20 protein-coding genes are annotated in these 16509 nt (G+C 71.0%); 13 read left to right on the forward strand and 7 right to left on the reverse strand.

All coding sequences use genetic code 11. The annotated features are described in order from the left end of the window. Positions 1–185: zinc ribbon domain-containing protein (locus ACFYW7_RS38680; protein ID WP_389511353.1), on the forward strand; the 185-nt coding region annotated here is incomplete at its 5' end. 47 nt (positions 186–232) lie between these two features. Then, positions 233–1747 carry a hypothetical protein gene (locus tag ACFYW7_RS38685; RefSeq protein WP_389511356.1) on the forward strand — a complete coding sequence of 505 codons (1515 nt, stop codon included), beginning with the start codon at positions 233–235 and terminating at the stop codon, positions 1745–1747. 388 nt (positions 1748–2135) lie between these two features. Here the strand turns inward: ACFYW7_RS38685 and ACFYW7_RS38690 are convergent, their stop codons facing one another. After that, positions 2136–2660: a MarR family winged helix-turn-helix transcriptional regulator gene (locus ACFYW7_RS38690; protein ID WP_389511358.1), complete on the reverse strand. Its 525-nt coding sequence runs from the start codon at positions 2658–2660 to the stop codon at positions 2136–2138. A 39-nt stretch (positions 2661–2699) separates the two neighbouring features. On the opposite strand from ACFYW7_RS38690, the gene ACFYW7_RS38695 reads away from it, so the two are divergent. After that, a complete protein-coding gene (locus ACFYW7_RS38695; protein ID WP_389511360.1) occupies positions 2700–3608 on the forward strand; it encodes an EamA family transporter in 909 nt (302 codons plus the stop codon). A 397-nt stretch (positions 3609–4005) separates the two neighbouring features. Then, the gene (locus ACFYW7_RS38700) at positions 4006–4716 is read left to right on the forward strand and encodes a hypothetical protein (protein WP_389511362.1); all 711 of its coding nucleotides are present in this window, start codon (positions 4006–4008) and stop codon (positions 4714–4716) included. Between the two features lie 101 nt (positions 4717–4817). Here the strand turns inward: ACFYW7_RS38700 and ACFYW7_RS38705 are convergent, their stop codons facing one another. Continuing rightward, positions 4818–5042 (reverse strand): hypothetical protein, encoded by a 225-nt coding sequence (locus ACFYW7_RS38705; RefSeq protein ID WP_389511364.1) that lies wholly within the window; start codon positions 5040–5042, stop codon positions 4818–4820. A 307-nt stretch (positions 5043–5349) separates the two neighbouring features. Then, positions 5350–5898 carry a hypothetical protein gene (locus ACFYW7_RS38710; protein WP_389511366.1) on the reverse strand — a complete coding sequence of 183 codons (549 nt, stop codon included), beginning with the start codon at positions 5896–5898 and terminating at the stop codon, positions 5350–5352. Between the two features lie 352 nt (positions 5899–6250). Here ACFYW7_RS38710 and ACFYW7_RS38715 point away from each other — a divergent pair, with 352 nt between their 5' ends. From ACFYW7_RS38715 to ACFYW7_RS38725, 3 genes are all read left to right on the forward strand, one after another. After that, positions 6251–6865 carry a hypothetical protein gene (locus tag ACFYW7_RS38715; protein ID WP_389511368.1) on the forward strand — a complete coding sequence of 205 codons (615 nt, stop codon included), beginning with the start codon at positions 6251–6253 and terminating at the stop codon, positions 6863–6865. 17 nt (positions 6866–6882) lie between these two features. Continuing rightward, positions 6883–7251 carry a transposase family protein gene (locus ACFYW7_RS38720; RefSeq protein WP_389511370.1) on the forward strand — a complete coding sequence of 123 codons (369 nt, stop codon included), beginning with the start codon at positions 6883–6885 and terminating at the stop codon, positions 7249–7251. 275 nt (positions 7252–7526) lie between these two features. After that, positions 7527–8204, forward strand: a complete 678-nt coding sequence (locus ACFYW7_RS38725; protein ID WP_389511372.1) for a GAP family protein — start codon at positions 7527–7529, stop codon at positions 8202–8204. Positions 8205–8474: 270 nt separating this feature from the next. Here ACFYW7_RS38725 and ACFYW7_RS38730 read toward each other — a convergent pair whose 3' ends face one another. Further along, positions 8475–9002, reverse strand: coding sequence for a DinB family protein (locus ACFYW7_RS38730; protein WP_389511374.1), 528 nt, complete (start codon positions 9000–9002; stop codon positions 8475–8477). 698 nt (positions 9003–9700) lie between these two features. Here ACFYW7_RS38730 and ACFYW7_RS38735 point away from each other — a divergent pair. The 4 genes from ACFYW7_RS38735 (at position 9701) to ACFYW7_RS38750 (ending at position 12137) form a co-directional block, all read left to right on the forward strand. After that, complete coding sequence (locus tag ACFYW7_RS38735) at positions 9701–10249, forward strand: nucleoside deaminase (RefSeq protein WP_389511389.1); 549 nt, start codon at positions 9701–9703, stop codon at positions 10247–10249. Between the two features lie 233 nt (positions 10250–10482). Next, entirely contained in the window at positions 10483–10566 is an 84-nt protein-coding gene (locus ACFYW7_RS38740; protein ID WP_389511391.1) for a putative leader peptide, read from the forward strand. A gap of 141 nt (positions 10567–10707) precedes the next feature. Next, on the forward strand, positions 10708–11982 hold the full coding sequence (locus ACFYW7_RS38745; protein WP_389511376.1) for a sulfite oxidase: 1275 nt from the start codon (positions 10708–10710) through the stop codon (positions 11980–11982). Then, positions 11979–12137 carry a hypothetical protein gene (locus ACFYW7_RS38750; protein ID WP_389511378.1) on the forward strand — a complete coding sequence of 53 codons (159 nt, stop codon included), beginning with the start codon at positions 11979–11981 and terminating at the stop codon, positions 12135–12137. The genes ACFYW7_RS38745 and ACFYW7_RS38750 overlap by 4 nt, the downstream gene beginning before the upstream one ends. A gap of 281 nt (positions 12138–12418) precedes the next feature. Here ACFYW7_RS38750 and ACFYW7_RS38755 read toward each other — a convergent pair whose 3' ends face one another. Both ACFYW7_RS38755 and ACFYW7_RS38760 read right to left on the reverse strand, forming a co-directional pair. Continuing rightward, entirely contained in the window at positions 12419–12589 is a 171-nt protein-coding gene (locus tag ACFYW7_RS38755) for a hypothetical protein (RefSeq protein WP_389511379.1), read from the reverse strand. 6 nt (positions 12590–12595) lie between these two features. Beyond that, positions 12596–12808: a hypothetical protein gene (locus tag ACFYW7_RS38760; RefSeq protein ID WP_389511381.1), complete on the reverse strand. Its 213-nt coding sequence runs from the start codon at positions 12806–12808 to the stop codon at positions 12596–12598. Positions 12809–13259: 451 nt separating this feature from the next. Here ACFYW7_RS38760 and ACFYW7_RS38765 point away from each other — a divergent pair, with 451 nt between their 5' ends. Together ACFYW7_RS38765 and ACFYW7_RS38770 are read left to right on the forward strand one after the other, a co-directional pair. Next, positions 13260–15023 (forward strand): aminotransferase class I/II-fold pyridoxal phosphate-dependent enzyme, encoded by a 1764-nt coding sequence (locus ACFYW7_RS38765; protein WP_389511383.1) that lies wholly within the window; start codon positions 13260–13262, stop codon positions 15021–15023. Next, complete coding sequence (locus tag ACFYW7_RS38770) at positions 15020–15823, forward strand: phosphatidate cytidylyltransferase (RefSeq protein ID WP_389511385.1); 804 nt, start codon at positions 15020–15022, stop codon at positions 15821–15823. The genes ACFYW7_RS38765 and ACFYW7_RS38770 overlap by 4 nt, the downstream gene beginning before the upstream one ends. Before the next feature lie 78 nt (positions 15824–15901). Here the strand turns inward: ACFYW7_RS38770 and ACFYW7_RS38775 are convergent, their stop codons facing one another. Then, positions 15902–16222 (reverse strand): hypothetical protein, encoded by a 321-nt coding sequence (locus ACFYW7_RS38775; protein WP_389511387.1) that lies wholly within the window; start codon positions 16220–16222, stop codon positions 15902–15904. Positions 16223–16509: the final 287 nt, after the last annotated feature.

Here is a 16509-nt window from a genome sequence, read left to right on the forward strand (position 1 = left end):
TCGCCGTGGACCCCCGCAACACCTCCCGTGAGTGCCCCGAATGCGGGCACACCGCCAAGGAGAACCGGCCCACACAGGAGAAGTTCCACTGCGTCAGCTGCGGCCACACGGCGCACGCCGACACAGTGGGAGCACTCAACGTTCTACGGGCCGGGCTGGTCCGTCGTTACGCCAACCCGGCGTAACGAGAAGCCACCCCATTTACGGGGCGGAGGAGTCACGGACCGAGGTCATGCACGCGACGATGCTGTCCCTGCTGCCGGCCGACCCCCTGCGCTCCGATCTCGATCTCGAGCGCGGCGAGCCGCTGACCGCCGTCGTCGAGGCCCTTCTCGGCCGAGGCCGGAGCACGGAGCGTGAGAAGGCGTTCGCGCTGGTCGAGGCGGCCCTGCACGACGGCCGGGCTGAGGTGCGGGCCGAAGGGGTCTGGGCTGCCGATCGCGCCTGCATGCTCTCCCGCAGTGCTCCGGGGCGACTGGTGCGGAACCTGCGAGCGGCGGCGGTGGACGAAGAGTCGGTGGTCGGCATGTCGTCCCTTCTGGGTCGGCTGGGCAGTGTTGCCGCACCGGCCGCGGACGTACTTGCTCCGCTTGCCGGACGGAACCCTGACCAGGACGACGATCACGCGGACCGGGCCCTGGCCGCGCTCGTGCTCGTCGCGCCGGCGCAGGCGGCCCCCCTCCTGGCCGCAGCCATCGCACGGCGCCCGCGGGCCCTCGATGCGGCCGCCGGGTTCCGAAGCCCGAAGGGCTCCGCCTTCCCGTACGACGGCGAACTGCTCGACGCGGTCCGGGACCGCCTCGCCGGGCCCGAGGACCTGAGAGGCAACGAACCGCAGTACCTGGCGAATCTGCTGGCGGGGTGGGGTGCCCAGGCGGTGCCGACGTTGCCCGTGCTGTGCGCGGCGCTCCAGCGCTTGCCCGACCAGGCCGCCCGGGCCATCGCGTCCGTAGCCGCCGGCTGCGCCCCGGAGGACCGCGCTCGGGCCGTCGACTCGCTGCGGGCGCGGGCCGAACAAGGAGTTCTCCCCGCGGCGAAGGCCCTGTACGACCTCGTCGGTGAGACCGAGCCCCTTCTGCACTGCCTCGAACAGGAACTCCGGCGGGGTGGCGGTCGGCTCAGAGAGGCGGCCAGGACGGCTGGTCCGCTCGGTCCGCGGGGAGCAACGCTGGCTCCTGCCCTGCGTGAGGCGCTCAGCCGCTCCGACGACGACACCACGCCCGCGCTGGACGACGACACGCAACTCGCGCAGGCTCTGTGGCACGTCACGGGGGAGGCGGACGAAGCGGTCGCCGTTCTGGAATCGGTCTTCGCCCGCGCCGAACGAAGCCCTTGGTCCCGGTGGTCAGTGGCGCGGGCCGTGCGTACGACGGCCCTCCTCGGCCCCGCCGCGCGGTCGCTCGGCGCCCGCCTGGAAGCCGCAGTGGGCGATCCGGCGTCGGCACCGGCCGCGGTGGCGGCCCTCGCGGTCGTGGCGGACCCCGATGCGCTGGATCGCACGGCTCTTGCCGCGGCCGCCTTGTGGTCCGCCGAAGCGGATGCCGATCCGGCGGGTGCCATCGACGCCCTGGAAGCCCTCGGCCCCGACGCGTTGACCGGCGAGCACCTACGCCGACTCACGGTTCTGGCGGACGGCGACGCCCGTGTCGTCCGCTCCGGAATCGAAAGCCACATCATCGACCACGACATCGAGTTCCGAAGGCGTGCCCAGGAACTCCTCGCCATCTTCACGGCCGCGGCTTCCTGATCTGCCGGGCGCGTCGGCTGTTGCCCGGACCGCCGACGCACTCGACAGCCGAGGCACGTGGGAGCGCACCGCCCGGGCTGTGTGTCGTGGTCGGCCGGCCCGGCCGACCATGGCACACGGGCACAGTGGTCTGTTCCGGGAGTCCTTCCGAGGCCGATCAAACTACCGAGGCGACGGAAAGTTCTGCCGGGTGGTCGACGGTGCGCGGGAAGCGGTCCGACCGGCGGATCTGCGCCGCCGGAGGAGCGAACCTCCGCTGGAGCCGCCGCGCCGAGGTGTTGCCAGTGGTCGGCCTTCGAGGGCTCGGAGCCGGTTCGCGCGCCATGCCAGGCCGGCGGAGACGTCGGGAGGGGCGGGCGATGGCCGTGGCGACGGCGGGACCACCGGGTCACTCCCCGCCGCGAGGGCGCGGATGTTCCACGTGGGAGAGCCAGGCGGTGAGCAGTGTCTCCAGCGACGCGGCCTCGGTCGGCGGAAGCAGGTCCAGCAGGCGGCGCTCGTTGCGCATGTGGTCGGTGAACGCCTGGTCGATCAGTTCGCGTCCGGCTGTGGTGAGGGCGACGATCCGGCCGCGCTGGTCGCTGTCGCGGCGGCGGCGCGTCACGAGTCCGGCCTGCTCCAGACGGTCGATCCTCTTGGTCATCGCGCCGGTGGTGACCATGGTGTGGGCGGCGAGTTCACCGGGCGCACGTTCGTAGGGCTCACCGGCGCGGCGCAGGGCGCACAGGACGTCGAACTCGCCCTCGCTGAGGCCGTAACGGGCGTAGACGATGCACAGCTCCTCGCTGAGCCGGGCGGCCAGGCGGTGCAATCGGCCGATCACTCCTTGTGGGGTCGTGTCGACGTCGGGGCGCTCGCGGCGCCACTCCGCCTGGATGTGGGCCACGCGGTCCAGAGGTTCACCGTGCTCCATCACCCCATGATACCTTCCTGGGAAGGTATATTAGCTTCCATGGAAGCTAATATACGCTGGGTGGTCCTGACCGCGTTCGCGCCGGTCGCCTGGGGCACCAACTACTTCGTGACGCACGAGTTCCTGCCGGTCGACCGGCCGCTGTACGGAGCCGCCCTGCGGGCGCTGCCCGCCGGCCTCGTCCTGCTCGCCCTGTGCAGGCGGCTGCCGCGCGGTGCGTGGTGGTGGCGGTCGGCCGTGCTGGGGCTGCTCAACATGAGCGTGTTCTTCGTACTCGTGTACGTCGCGTCCCAGCTGCTTCCGACGAGCGTGGCCTCGACCGTCATGGCGGTGTCCCCGCTGACGATGATGCTCATCGCCTGGCCCCTGGTGTCCGAGCGCCCCCGGAGCGCCCATCTGACCGGCGCCGTGATCGGACTCGGCGGGGTCTGTCTCATGCTGCTCTCCGGGGTGGACGCGGTGAGCGTGCCCGGTGTCCTCGCCTCGGCCGCCGCGATGCTGGTGTCGTCCTTCGGGTACATCCTGGCCAAGCGGTGGAACGCCGGTGGCGACGTACTCGCCTCGACCGCCTGGCAGCTCACCGCCGGAGGTCTGTTCCTGCTGCCGGTCGCCGCGGCGGTGGAGGGCCGTCCGCCCGCGCTCTCCGGGCAGACGCTCCTCGCGTTCGGCTACGTCACGCTGATCGCCACCGCGCTGGCCTTCGCCGCCTGGTTCACCGGGTTGCGGCACCTGCCCACAGGGACTGTCGGCCTGATAGGGCTGCTCAACCCCGTCACCGGCGTACTGCTCGGCACAGTGGTCGCGAAGGAGGTGCTGACCGTCCAGCAACTGGGCGGCCTGGTCCTGGTCCTGGCCGGAGTCGTCCTCGGCCGACCCAGACGTGCGGGCCGCCGCGACACCGGTGAGGCGGCTCTGCGCAGCAGACCGACGAGTGTGCGCACTGAATGATTTTCTCGAGGGGGCGACGGCAGAAGCAACGGGTGGGCGAACGCCGGGGACGGGGAAGGGGCTGTCGATGCATCCGTACGGAGATCGTTGCCGTCGGGTCGGGCCGTCAGGGCGGGGCTTTGCGGGCGTCGCCGGTAGGCATGCGGGGCGCGCCGGGCGGGACCGGACCGTCCCCTGTCCCTGTGGGCCTCCCCGTCGGTGGCGGTGGCGGTGAGGGTGGCCGACGGCGGGGCGCCGGTGGTCCGCCGACCCTGCTTCCCGGGCCCAAAGGGACGTCAACAGCCCCATTCCAGAAGGAGATACGGGCATCCTGGATGCGACGCCGTGCCGGGCGTGAGTTGCCCGGTGCGGCGGCGAGGCGCTCGTGCCGCGCCTCGTCGACGGACAGGAGGGCTCCGTGACCACGCTCGACGGCCGTGAGGTCCGCACCCGCCGGGATCTGATGGCGAGGTACGGCATGGCTCTTTCCGTGCTGGAGGGGTGGTACCGCCTCCGACGCTGGACCGGCCACCCCGAAGCGATCGGCACCCTCGGCCGTGAACTGGCCTGGGACGCAGCCGAATGGGACCAGTGGTACCAGCGACGCCAGAACACGGACAACCTCACCACGCGCGCCGCCATCGAGGACCGCCACGGTCTGGCCCGCAGCACCCTCGAACGCCTGTGGGCGCTGCGCGAGGACAACGGCCACCCCGACCCCGTCAAAACCCTCAACCGTGTCATGTACTGGGACCTCGGCGAATGGGAAGCCTGGTATGCCGGTCACAAACGGCGCACCCAACGGCGCGAGATCCACCCCGACCGTGCCGGGGACCCCGAGGACCTCCTCACCCTCGCCCAAGCCGCACACGTCCTGGGCGTCACGCCCGCCAGCCTCGCCCACCATCCCACCCGCATGCCCCGCGGCTGGCCCCGCCCCGTGCGGCAGGACCAGCTCCCGAGCGGCCGCCTGCGCCGCTGGTACCGGCGAGCCGACATCTGGACCTACGCCGACACCCGCACCGCCGCCGGACCCCACCGCGTCAAACACCCGAGCAGGAAACCGCGTACGGAGAACGGCGGACCAGACCGTTTTCAGTCCGAGCCGCCGAAGGCCACGGGTGGTTGAACTCAACCTCCTGCGGCGGCAGTTGCCGGACATGCGAGGTGGTGAACGCCCGCAGGACGGAGCCGCTTTGCGCGCAGCCCGGGCAGACCGGCGGCGTGGCATCATCCGGCCCGGTCGGCTCTTGGCCGGGCTCTCCACTCGCGGCGCAGAATGAAGCCCCGCAGGACCGCGACCGCGAGGAACGCGATCCCGAACGCGGCTCGCTGCCACTCTCCGGCCATGGCGAACCAGTAGAGAGCCAGGCCGGCGAAGAAGAGGCTGACGGCGATCAGCAAGGGCTCGCGGATCCAGAACGGCAGGACGCGGAGAATCACGTTGATCAACATTCGGTCAGTTGAGCAGGCACACACCTGTCAAGCAATGGTCGAGGCGCCGGTTCCGCAGATGAAGTGCCGAGGGAGTGGCCGGAGCGCCCTTGACGGTCAACATGGCCTGGGACAAGCCGAGTTGGGGCACACCATGCGTATGGACGCCCACTGATGACCTCGTGGCGGTGGAGGCCAGGACCGGCCGTGACTGCGGCCCGGCCGACCGTGAACAGGGCCGCTCCGCTCGACTCGCGTGCGATCTCCTCGGCCGTGACCGGGGGTGGTTGACCTCAGGTGCCCCACGCCGGTCGGGGGCCAGGCGCGTTCACGCCTCGCGGGCCCGAGCCAGGGCGTCGTACAAACGTGACGGGAACACCAGGCGCGGGGCGACGCGGCCGTGCACGGTGAACGGGAGCGAGACGGCGGGGACATGGCGTACGTCCCGGTGGGCGAGCCCCACCGTCGCGAAAGTGTCCGGAGCGAAGCGCGGGGAGCCGATCGGGCCGATCCGGTTGAACCTGGCGTGGACACGGTTGCCGTGCACCAGAGCGGCGCAGCCGTGTTCCTGAGCCCATTCATGGGCCGGGATGCCGTGCCAGCGGTGGAACTCGTCGGAGTAGCCGTACGCCGACAACTCACGCATACCGATCCGCTCCACCCGCACAGCGCGCGGCCCGTCGCAGTACACCATCAGCATCGGCACGCCCCGCCGACGGCGCCACACTTCGGTCAGATGCCGCGCGGTCTCCTCCAGCACCCGCACCATGTCGGCTCGCGGCTGCGGATCGATGTCCCTCAACCGCGCCGGCAACCGCGCTCCGTGGTCGTCGTCGAAGCCGTTCCCCATGACACCCCGCGATCCGTCCCCAGCCACGAGTGCGCCCCTCCTCTCCCCGCCATGCGCCGGGGTGGCTCCTCCGAGAGCCTCCGCCAACCTGGAGTCGCAGGTCAAAGCACCTGGTGTGTTCGACTGTTGGGGTGCTCGCGCTGGTCGTGGGCGGCTGTCTGAGGAGTAGATCGTCTGACGGGGCCGGACGGCTCCCTGGTTTCTGCTCGCTCGGGTCGGTCGGCCTTCTACGATCCGGTGCAGGGATCCCGAGCTGCTGGAACGGATCACCGCGCGGCGCGCGGAACTGGACGAACTCGAAGAACAGCTGGCCAAGCAGCTGGCAGAGGTGCGGGCCGAGCGGGACGAACTCGCCGTCGCCGAACGTGTCCTTGAGCGTGTGAGCGACCAGCTCGCCGACGAACGTGCCTCAGCCGCGCCAGCACCCGGGCAGGTGGGCGCCCGGGTGGTGATGCTGATCCCGCACCGTACGCCGGATGTGGAGGAGACCATGCTCCCGCCGGACTGCCAACGCATCCTTGCCGCGGTGCGGCAGGCCGCGGGGCCGGTCATGGCTCGGCAGGTCGGCGAGATGCTGGGAGTGGACGTCAGCGGTCGGGCCAAGCTGGAACCGCTGCGCGGGAGGCTGGTCAGACTCGTTGATCGCGGCCGGCTGCGGAACTTCCCGACGGCCGGTTCACCACCCGCCTGTGACCGGGCATCCCCGACGCCCCGAGTCGGGAGGCGCGGGCGTAACCGGGGTGCCCCCGGCGGCCGTTGGATTTGTGTGACGAAAGCCAAAGAACGCGCCGAGGACACCTGCTCGCTTGTGTACCAGTGCCGTCTGCCGCTGTCCACGCGGACCGTCAACCACCTCGCCGACCTGCTGCGACGCCATCTGAAGGCGATACAGTCCAGGTGGCGGATCCTTCCGCCCGGACGGATCGCGGTGATCGTTCTGGCTGTGCTGCGTCACGACCAGCGTCTGGCCGACGCCTGCACTTCCTCGCCCTGACCGACGAGAGAGGCCGGGTGATCTGGATATCCTCTGCCCGGCCCGGCCGCACGCATGACATCACCGCTGCCCGCTACGACCACGTCCTGGCCCACCTGCGCGCCGCCGGTCTCGGTGCCCTCGCGGATCTCGGCTTCCGCGGCCTGGACAACGACGTGTGTGATCCCGTGGTCGTCACCGGCTTCCACGCCAGCCGCACCCACAAGCTCACCCCCGGCGAAAAGACCGCAAACCGCGTCCTCGCCGTCGGACGCGCCCCGGTCGAACACGGCTTCGCCCACCTCAAAAACTGGCGGGTTCTTGCCAAGCTCCGCACCGACCCGGCCCGCGCCACCCACCTCCTGCGCGCCTTGCTCGTTCTGACGAACCTTGAGATCAGTCGCTGACGGAGATGCTGTTCGTCTTTCCAGGTGGCGTCAGCGAGCAACTGTGAGGGCTCTTGTCGACGGGGCTGCGGGGCGACCGTTCCGCAGATGGGTGACGTCGGCGAGTTCGGAAGGCACCAGGGCGCCTGCTAGGGCAGCATCGGGATGCTGTCAGCGAAAGATACTGGTCACGCCGTGGATATCGGAGGTTGAGCTGTTCGCGCGGCAGCCCGGTGTGGCCGTTGAAGGGGAACGTTGATCCGTCGCTCCGATCGCATGACGTGGAAGGGGATCGGTTGCTCAGCCAGGCAATGGGGGCCATGCTGCCTGCTGCGTTGGCGGTCGCGCTCAGTCCCTTCCCGCTCATCGGAATTGTCCTGATCCTTTCCGGCTCGCAGGGCCGCCGTAACGGCCTGCTGTTCGCGGCCGGGTGGATCACCGGCCTCGCGATCGCGGCGACGCTCGTCGCGGTGCTCTTCGGCGGGGCCGACGACCCCGACAGCACGTCATCGGCGATCGCGGACTGGGGACGGGTACTGGCCGGAGCAGCCCTCATCGTGCTGGGGGTACGCAAGTGGTGGAAGCGCCCGTGCGCCGGTGAGCAGGCAGAGGCACCCCGCTGGATGGCCTCGCTCGACGACGCCACGGCCGGACGGGCGCTACTCCTCGGGGCGCTGCTGTCGGGCGCCAACCCCAAAAACCTCGTCCTGACAGCGTCGGCCGCCGCCTCGATCGTCGAGGCCGGCGCCCACGACGTCGGCCTCGCCGCGGCAGTCGCCGTCTTCGTACTCATTGCCTCCTGCACGGTGCTGGGAGCCGTCGGCATCCATCTCGCCGGAGGACAGCGCGCCGCGTCGTTCCTAGACAGCGTCAGACAGTTCATGGTCACCAACAGCACCGTGATCACGGTGATCGTGCTGCTCCTCCTGGGCGCAAGCGTCCTGGGTGACGGGCTGTCCGGCCTCGGCCGCTGAGACTTCCACACGACCGCCGTCGAAGTCCGGGAAGCACCCGCTGAGATCCCAGGCACCTTCAGGGACATGCCCGGAGTGCTGAAGAGAGCAGACAGACGATCTACTCCTCAGACAGCCGCCCACGACCAGCGTGAGCACCCCGAGAGCCAGTCACACCAGCCTTTTGACCTGCGTCTTCAAGTTGGCGGAGGCTCCGAGTACCTCACCGTACGGCGTCGGCGTGGCGGGGTGTCCGCACCTGCCCCGGGACAAGGCACCATTGCTTGAGGATCACCGTCGGGCGGTGGTGCTGGCCCCGTCGAGTGCTTCCCGGATGATGTCCGCATGTCCTGCGTGCTGTGCTGTCTCCCTGATCAGGTGCAACAGGATCCGGCGAGCGGACCAGTAGACGGTCTCCGGCGGGGACCACGGAGTTCTCGGGAGCGGTACGCACCGGCCGAGATCCGGCAGGGCGATCACGGACTCCTCGGTCGTCCGCGCGGCAGTGGCGTACTGCTCCAACAGCCCGGCGAGGGTCTCGTCCTCGGCCATCCGGTACTGCTCCAGGTTGAGCATGCCCTCCGGCAGCTCACCGTCTCCCTCGACCATGATCTGCATCCACACCTCCTCACCCCGGGTGAGGTGCCGGACGATCCCGCCCAGGGTGAGTTCACTCAGCGTGGTGCGCTGTGCGGCCTGGGCATCGGTGATGTCGCGCACGGTGATCAGCAGCAACGCCCTCTGTTCGGCGAGCGCCTGGAGCAGCTCGCTGCGCTCGTCCGGAAGGAGTGAAACCGGTTCCTGCGGTGAAGTGGTCATGGGGCGACCGTAGGAGCCGTCTAGGACGGAAGATGTCCTCATTCCCGCACTTCCCTGGCCTGCCCGGTGAGTGCACCGCGAGGCCGTTCAGGCGTCGGCCACCGCGCTCACCGACGCGCCGGCGGCCGCCTCCTCGTCGACCAGGAGCCTTCCATGCGGTGCATGCGGTCCTCGAGGGCCCGCCCAATGGCCTCGCTTCGTGAAGTGTCAGCGGGGCGGGTTACGTTCTCGGCATGAACTGCTGGAATTGCCGCACTCTTGGCCGGATGCGTTTCCTGTCCGTACCACGGGGTGTGGCAGGCACCCCCTTTCGCGGAACGCGTGGTCGGCGGTGTGCGGTATGCCCTGGTCGCGGTCGACCCGGGGTTGAGTGAGCTCGCCCTACGGCGTGATGACGGCTCCCTGCGACTGCCGCCGATGGGCCGCAATCCCGGCGGGCCGAACTCGTCGAAGGCGAAGGTGAAGGCGTTGCAGCGGTCGGGAGGAGGTGCGGGCGAGGTGAGCACATCTGCCCGGGGAAGGTCGACGACCCAGTGAGAAGCGGACCCGGCCCGGTCGACCGCGTGGGGCCGGGCAGCGGAAACCGGGTCCTGACCGATGCCCAAGGTGCCTCCTCGCGGTGCCGCTGACCGACGGAACCCGCGATGACGTCATAGAGTCGCCGACGCTGATGGACAGCCTTCAGGAACGGAGTGACAGTGTCCCGCGACGACCATGACCTTCCCGAGAGCGGTGCCGGTCGTACCGGCACCGTCAGTGAGGCCGAACTGCCCTATCTGCGCCGCTGCGTCGAACTCGCGGCCGAAGCGGTGGATGCGGGCGACGGGCCGTTCGGCTCCGTACTCGTCGACGCGGACGGCGAGATCCGGGCCGAGGAGCGCAACCGCGAGTCCAGCACAGGCGACCCGACCCGGCACCCCGAGTTCGAACTCGCCCGCTGGGCCGCGACCCACCTGAGCCCCGAGGAGCGCATCACGTCGACCGTGTACACCTCGGGTGAGCACTGCCCGATGTGCGCGGCCGCGCACGGATGGGTCGGGCTGGGTCGCATCGTGTACGCGAGCTCGTCCCAGCAGGCTCGGGACTGGAAGGCCGAGTGGGGCGTGCCCGTCACCTCGCCCCTGAGTCCGCTGTCCATCCAGGATGTCGTCCCCGGGCTGGACGTAGCCGGTCCGGTTCCTGAACTGGCGGAGCAGGTACGCGACTTGCAATGGCGCTTCCGCACGAGGAGCAGCGCGAACGGCTGACGTCGTTTCAGTTGACCAGGCGTTGAAGGCGGATGAGGGTTGCGCCGACTCCAAAGAGGGCGAGGAGGAGCTCGGCGTTCTGCGCGCGCAGCGGCGGTGCGGGCGTGGACCGGCCGGGACACCGTTCCCTCGACGACCTGGCGGTGGCGGCCCAGCCGCGTGGAGGAAGCAGGAGGCGACCTGTGCGCGCAGGCACCGTTGACACCCTCCGCCAGCCGTGTTTGCATCCCGCCATGCCGTTGCCGGTTCCTCTGACCCGCCGCCGCGCCGTGGACCTCGTCCGGGTGGCTGCCGCGCTGTGTCGGACGACCGTCTGACCACGCGCCTCCTCCCGTCTCCGCCCACGGCCCTCCCGAACAGGCCGGCCACTCGTGTGTCGGCCTCATCCACAGGTGTCCTTGTCCCGGGCCGAGCCGATCCTTCCTGTGCTTCTCGCCCCCTCATGAAGAGGATCCGCCATGTCTTCGTCCGCCTCCGCCGGGCACCGCCACGAAGCCGACTACGACCGTCGCAGGCTGCGCCAGTGGCTCGCCGGTGACGCCAGAGCCGACGGGGTGTCCCGCCGTCGGCTGCTCACTCTCCTCGCCGCCACCGCGGCCGGGACCGCCATCGGGTCGACGCGGCCCGCCCACGCCGTCGGCGGGTCGATCGTCAAGGCCCTGCCCCCCGAGTGGTTCATCGAACGTGGCACCAATGCCGAGACCCGTTGGGAGGCGCTGCGCGGCACCGGCCATCACACTCCCAACGAGCTGTTCTTCGTGCGCAACCACACGTCCACTCCCGTCCTGGCAGCGGACGACTGGCGGCTCCGGCTCTGGGGAAGCGGGCTGCGCGGCACGCCCGGCGAGGATCGGCCGGTGGAGTTCGGCTACGACGATCTGCGAGCCATGCCGTCCGTGACCCGTACCGCCTTCGTCGAGTGCGCCGGAAACGGCCGCTCCTACTACACGGCTCAGCAGGGCGAGACGGTCACCGGCACCACGTGGACCCTGGGAGCGATCGGCGTCGCACGCTGGCGCGGGGTGCGCCTCGCCGACGTGCTGCGCAGGGCCGGGCTGTCCCCGCACGCCGTGGACGTGCAGCCGCGCGGCCTGGACGCCGAGTACGTCAGCGGCGGCGAGAGCCTGGGCCGGGTGCGCCGTCCGCTGCCGTTGTCCAAGGCGCTGGACGACGTTCTGCTCGCGTACGAGATGAACGGTGAGCGACTGCCGTACGACCACGGACATCCGGTGCGGGTGCTGGTCCCCTCCTGGGTGGGGATCGCGTCGATCAAGTGGGTCGGAGACATCGAGGTGTCCGCACAGCCGCTCTTCTCGCCCTGGAACACCACCTTCTACCGGCTGTTCGGCCCTTCCCATCCGGACGGCGGCAGCGCGCCGATCACCCGGCAGGCCATCAAGAGCGCCTTCGAGCTGTCAGGCGGGGCCACGTTCAGCGCGGGCCGCAGATACGTCCTGAGCGGACGGTCGTGGTCGGGTGCGGGTGCCGTCGCCCGGGTCGACGTCAGCACCGACGGAGGGGCGAACTGGCGGCCCGCCCGCCTGCACGACCGGCCCCGCGCCGGTACCTGGACCCGCTGGTCCGCCGATTGGCTGCCCGGCGCGCCCGGCGCCACCCACCTGTTGGCACGCGCCACCGACCGGGCCGGCCGCACCCAGCCGGACGTCTCCGTGCCCAACACACAGGGCTATCTGTTCGACGCGGTGGTGCGGCATCCGGTGAACGTGGTGTGACGACTGCTCCGACGACGGCCGACGCCGCCAGCACGACGATCATCGCCGACTCGCCGCAGCTCGCCCTGACCCGCCGTGCTGCCCGTGCGGAGGCGGCCGGTCCAGGATCGGACCTGCAGATCCTGGACCGGGCGCCGGGGGAGTCGACGAGGTGAACCGTGTGTACGAGCTCGAGGACCTCGGTGCGATGGTGAGGCCTGCTTCCGGGAGCGGGAGGGCGGAGAACGGCCGTCCACGAGAAGGGAGATGTCCCCGAGAAGTGCACGGGGCCAGGCCGACGAGTGCGGTCGGGGCCCCGCCCGGCTGCTCGATCGTCGACGTCTGCGGACCTGGCCGACCGTTCAACGGGCCGGTTGTCCGTCGTCCGTCCAGGCGGGGAGTGGTGGGGCATGGCGGACGGCCGGGCTGACGGTGCCGAAGATCGCAGCTGTGAGCATCACGACGGCCGGCACGAATACGGCAGCGACCGGTCCGAGAGAGAGGTGAGCAGGCAGCCGGCTCCGAGAGAGGCCAGAGGCATGGCCCCCCAGGACAGGGTCAACGCCGCGCTGGTGACGCGTCCCAGCAGCTCGTCGGGGACCAGGACCGTGGTGCAGGTGATGATCACGACGTTCTACAGCGGTCCGACGAACGCGCAGCGTGCACCGATGGCCCCGAGCAGCAGGGGACTTGGCGTGAGGGCGAACAGCGGCATCGCCGTCGCGCTGATCTGGGCCCCCGGGGTCGAGACCACCTGACCGCTCCACAGGGCGACGAACTCGCGGTTGCGCCACAACGAGGGCCGCTCCTGGGCCTCTTGGGCTTCCTGTGCGATCGGGGCGGTCACGACGCGTCCCGGCGATCCGGAGTGGGGAGGCGTGGAACACCACCGAGATGGGCCGACTTCCTGGAGCGGCCTGACCGGGTTCTCGATGCCGGCGGGAAAGGAGCGCGATGTACTCCTCGCCGAACTCGGCCAGTTCTTCCGCGGTGAGTGTGGTGCCGCCGAAGAAGTGCATCGCCGCGGCGGCGAACTCGCCGTGTCGGACAGGCGGGCGGACAGGTCACTACCAGCACTTCACGATGTGGCTTACGGCGACAGCCTCGTCCTCCAAGGGCCAACGAGGCCTGAATTCAAGAGAATTCAGCTGTCGTCCCATCCCTCAGGCAGGTGCGTTCCCGCCTGAGTACGCGTACTCAGGCGGACTGGGTGGCCGCGCTCTGACGCGTGTACCTGCTGGTTTCCGACTATGGAGCCCCCCGTGGCGAAAGAGCCGCGAGAGCCGGAAGAGGTACCCATGGGTCGTGATCTGCAGCTGCGCGCCGCCACCGCGGAGGATGCTGAATGGATCCACGAACTGCGCCACCGCGTGTACGCGGAGGAACTCGGCCAGCACGCCCCCGTCCCCGCCGGACGGCTGCGCGACGGGCTGGACGGCGAGAACGTCTACCTGGTCGCGGCGCACGGCGCGACCCGCGTCGGCTTCGTCAGCCTCACCCCGCCCTGGCTCGGCCGGTACGGCCTGGACAAGTACCTCGGCGACGGAGAACTGCCGCTCCTGACCGACGGCGACCTCGAGGGCCTCTTCGAGGTGCGTCTCCTCACCGTCGAGCCGCGCTGGCGGTCCACCGCGGCGGCGCCGCTGCTGATGTACGCGGCGCTGCGCTGGATCGCCGCCCGCGGCGGCCGCCGGTTGGTGGCGATGGGACGCAGCGACCTGCTCGACATGTACCGGGCCGCCGGACTGCGGCCGGCCGGGCGGACCATCCGCAGCGGGGCGGTGGTCTTCGAGGTGATGACCGGCGACGTCACCGAACTCACCAGGCTCGCCCGCGACCGTCACCGCCCCGCCCTGGACCGTCTGGAGGCCGCCGTGGACTGGCGGCTGGACGTGTCCTTCGCGCCGCGGCCGGACGGCTGCGAGCACGGGGGTGCCTCGTTCACCGCGATCGGCCCGGACTTCCGCGACCTGCACCGGCGCCACCAAGTGGTCGCGGCCGACGTACTGGACGCGTGGTTCCCGCCCGCTCCCGGGGTGCGGGTGGCCTTGGCGGAGGACCCCGGCTGGGCCGCCCGGACCTCGCCGCCCTCCGGTGCGGAGGGACTGGTGGCGGAGATCGCCGCGGTCCGGGCGCTGCCCGAGGCCACGCTCGTGGTCGGCGCGGGCTCGTCCGACCTGATCTTCCGGGCGTTCGGCCGGTGGCTGACGCCGTACAGCCGGGTACTGCTCGTCGACCCGGGGTACGGCGAGTACGCCCACGTCACCGAGCGCGTCATCGGCTGCCGGACGGACCGGTTCCGGCTGCGTGCCGAGGACCGCTGGCGGCTCGACCCGGACCGGCTGTCCGCCGTCGTCGCCTCCGGCGGCTACGACCTCGTGGTCGTGGTCAACCCGAACAACCCGACCGGTGTTCACACCCCGGCCGCCGTACTGCGCCAGGTGATCGCCGCGGCCCCGGCCCGCACCCGCTGGTGGATCGACGAGGCGTACCTGGGCTACCACGATCCGGCCGAATCGCTCGCCGGTCTCGCCGCGACCCATCCGCGGGTGGCCGTGTGCACCTCGATGTCGAAGATGTACGCGCTGTCCGGCGTGCGCGCCGCGTATCTCGTGGCCGAGCCCGCGACGGCGGCACAGCTGCGCCGCTGGACGCCGCCGTGGCCGGTCAGCCTCCCCGCCCAGTTGGCGGCGGTGGCGGCGTTGCGCGATCCGGCGTACTACCGGGAAGCCTGGCTGCGCACCCACGTACTGCGGCGCGACCTGGCCGCGGGCCTGGCCGGGTTGGACGAGTCGGTGACCGTCGAGGAGTCCGTGGCGAACTTCCTCACCCTGACCCTGCCGCCCGGCGGGCCGAGCGCCGCGCGACTGGTGGCCGAGTGCCGACGCCACGACGTGTACCTGCGCGACCTGTCGCCCCTGTCGACGGCGTACCAGGGTCGCGTGGTGCGTGTCGCCGTCCGTGACACCGAGGAGAACGCGCGGATCACGGCCGCCTGCCGTGCCGCCCTGGACACGCTCCGCCCGCGGCCCGCCGGTTCCGTCGTCGGTGCCGCCCGGTGATCACAGTGACCTCGCTGATCCCCTGGCTGGGAGGGACGCTGGTCCTCGGCGGGATAGTGGCGGCGGCCTCCCGACGCCGCGAACTGATGATCCGGTGGTGCGCCTGGGCGGTCGGGGTGCCCCTGATCACCGGCGCGTTCTGGCTGGGCGGCCCGGGCACCGCGGCCGTCGCCGCCGCGGCCGGGGTGATCGCGGCCGTGGAGTACGGCGGGCTGATGCGGCTGGGCCGCACGGACCGTGCCGTGCTGGCCGTGGCGGTGACCGGCGCGGTGCTGACCGCGTGGCTGGCGCCCGGAGACGTGTTCCGCGCGGCGGCCGCCGGGGCGCTCGCGGTGGGCGCGGTGCCGCTGCTGTCGGGCGACGCCGAACACGGCCTGCGGCGGCTGACGGCGGGCCTCCTCGGGCTGGTCTGGCTGGGCGTGCTGGCCGCGCTGGTGCCGCTCGGGGCGACCGCGCTCGCACTGTTCGTCGCCGTCTCGGTCGCCGACATCACGGCCTACTTCGCCGGGCGGGCACTGGGCGGACCGCGCCTGTCGCCGCTGTCCCCGGCCAAGCGGTGGAGCGGCACCCTGGCCGGAGCGGCGGCCGGGACCGGCGCGCTGTTCGCCCTGTCGGCGCTGAGCCCGGCGACGGCCGTCGCGGTGGCGGTCGGCGGCCCCGCCGGGGATCTGCTGGAGTCCATGGTCAAGCGAGGCGCGGGAGTGAAAGACGCGGGCGGCTGGCTGCCCGGATCCGGCGGTCTGCTGGACCGGATCGACTCGCTGCTCGTGGCCCTCGCAGTGCTGCTCGTACTCGGCTGACCCGCCGCCTGCGCCCCGCCCACCTGCCGGTGTCATGCCTCGAGTTGTTTCACGCGGGCGCTGTCCGAGGCGTACGCGCTACTTCCTGCGGACGCGTTCAAGCGCCAGCAGCATGCAGGTGAGCAGCGCGAACACCACAAGCGAGCCGAAGAACAGAGCCTCGATCCAGCCGGCGTTCGCACCGCTGATCGACCCGTCCGCCGACACACAAGCCACCTCGGGGGGAAAGCTCTGTCGGCGCAGGTCGCCGCAGACGTTCGGCAGGTCGTCGTTGATGACGAAGGCGTGCATCCAACACAGCGCCCAGGTGACGAGGAAGACGCCCAGTGAAGCCAAGGAGACCCCCCACAGCGCGGCCTGGCGATCGGCTGTATCGGGGCTCGTCCGAGGTGTGGTCATGCTCCGGAGCCTACTGACACGAACTCCGGGGTTCGTGGAGGGGGCACGGGAGGGCGAAATTGACATCCTCCCCGCCCTAAAGGGCGGGGGTTCCCGCCTGGCTGCCGGTGGTGACCGGCTGGGCCTTCGGGTGGGTTCCCCGTTCAACGGGCCGTGCCTGACACGGGTTTTCCGCGCCAGGGCTGACCGGCTCTCCAGGGGCGTTTAGCCTCTCCGCCTGCCCGGCGGCGAGGATCACACGCGACGCGTTGAGATCACGATCATGTTCAGTACCGCAGCCCTCGCAC

Source organism: Streptomyces sp. NPDC002580, from assembly GCF_042889485.1.
In the GTDB taxonomy this organism is placed as follows: domain Bacteria; phylum Actinomycetota; class Actinomycetes; order Streptomycetales; family Streptomycetaceae; genus Streptomyces.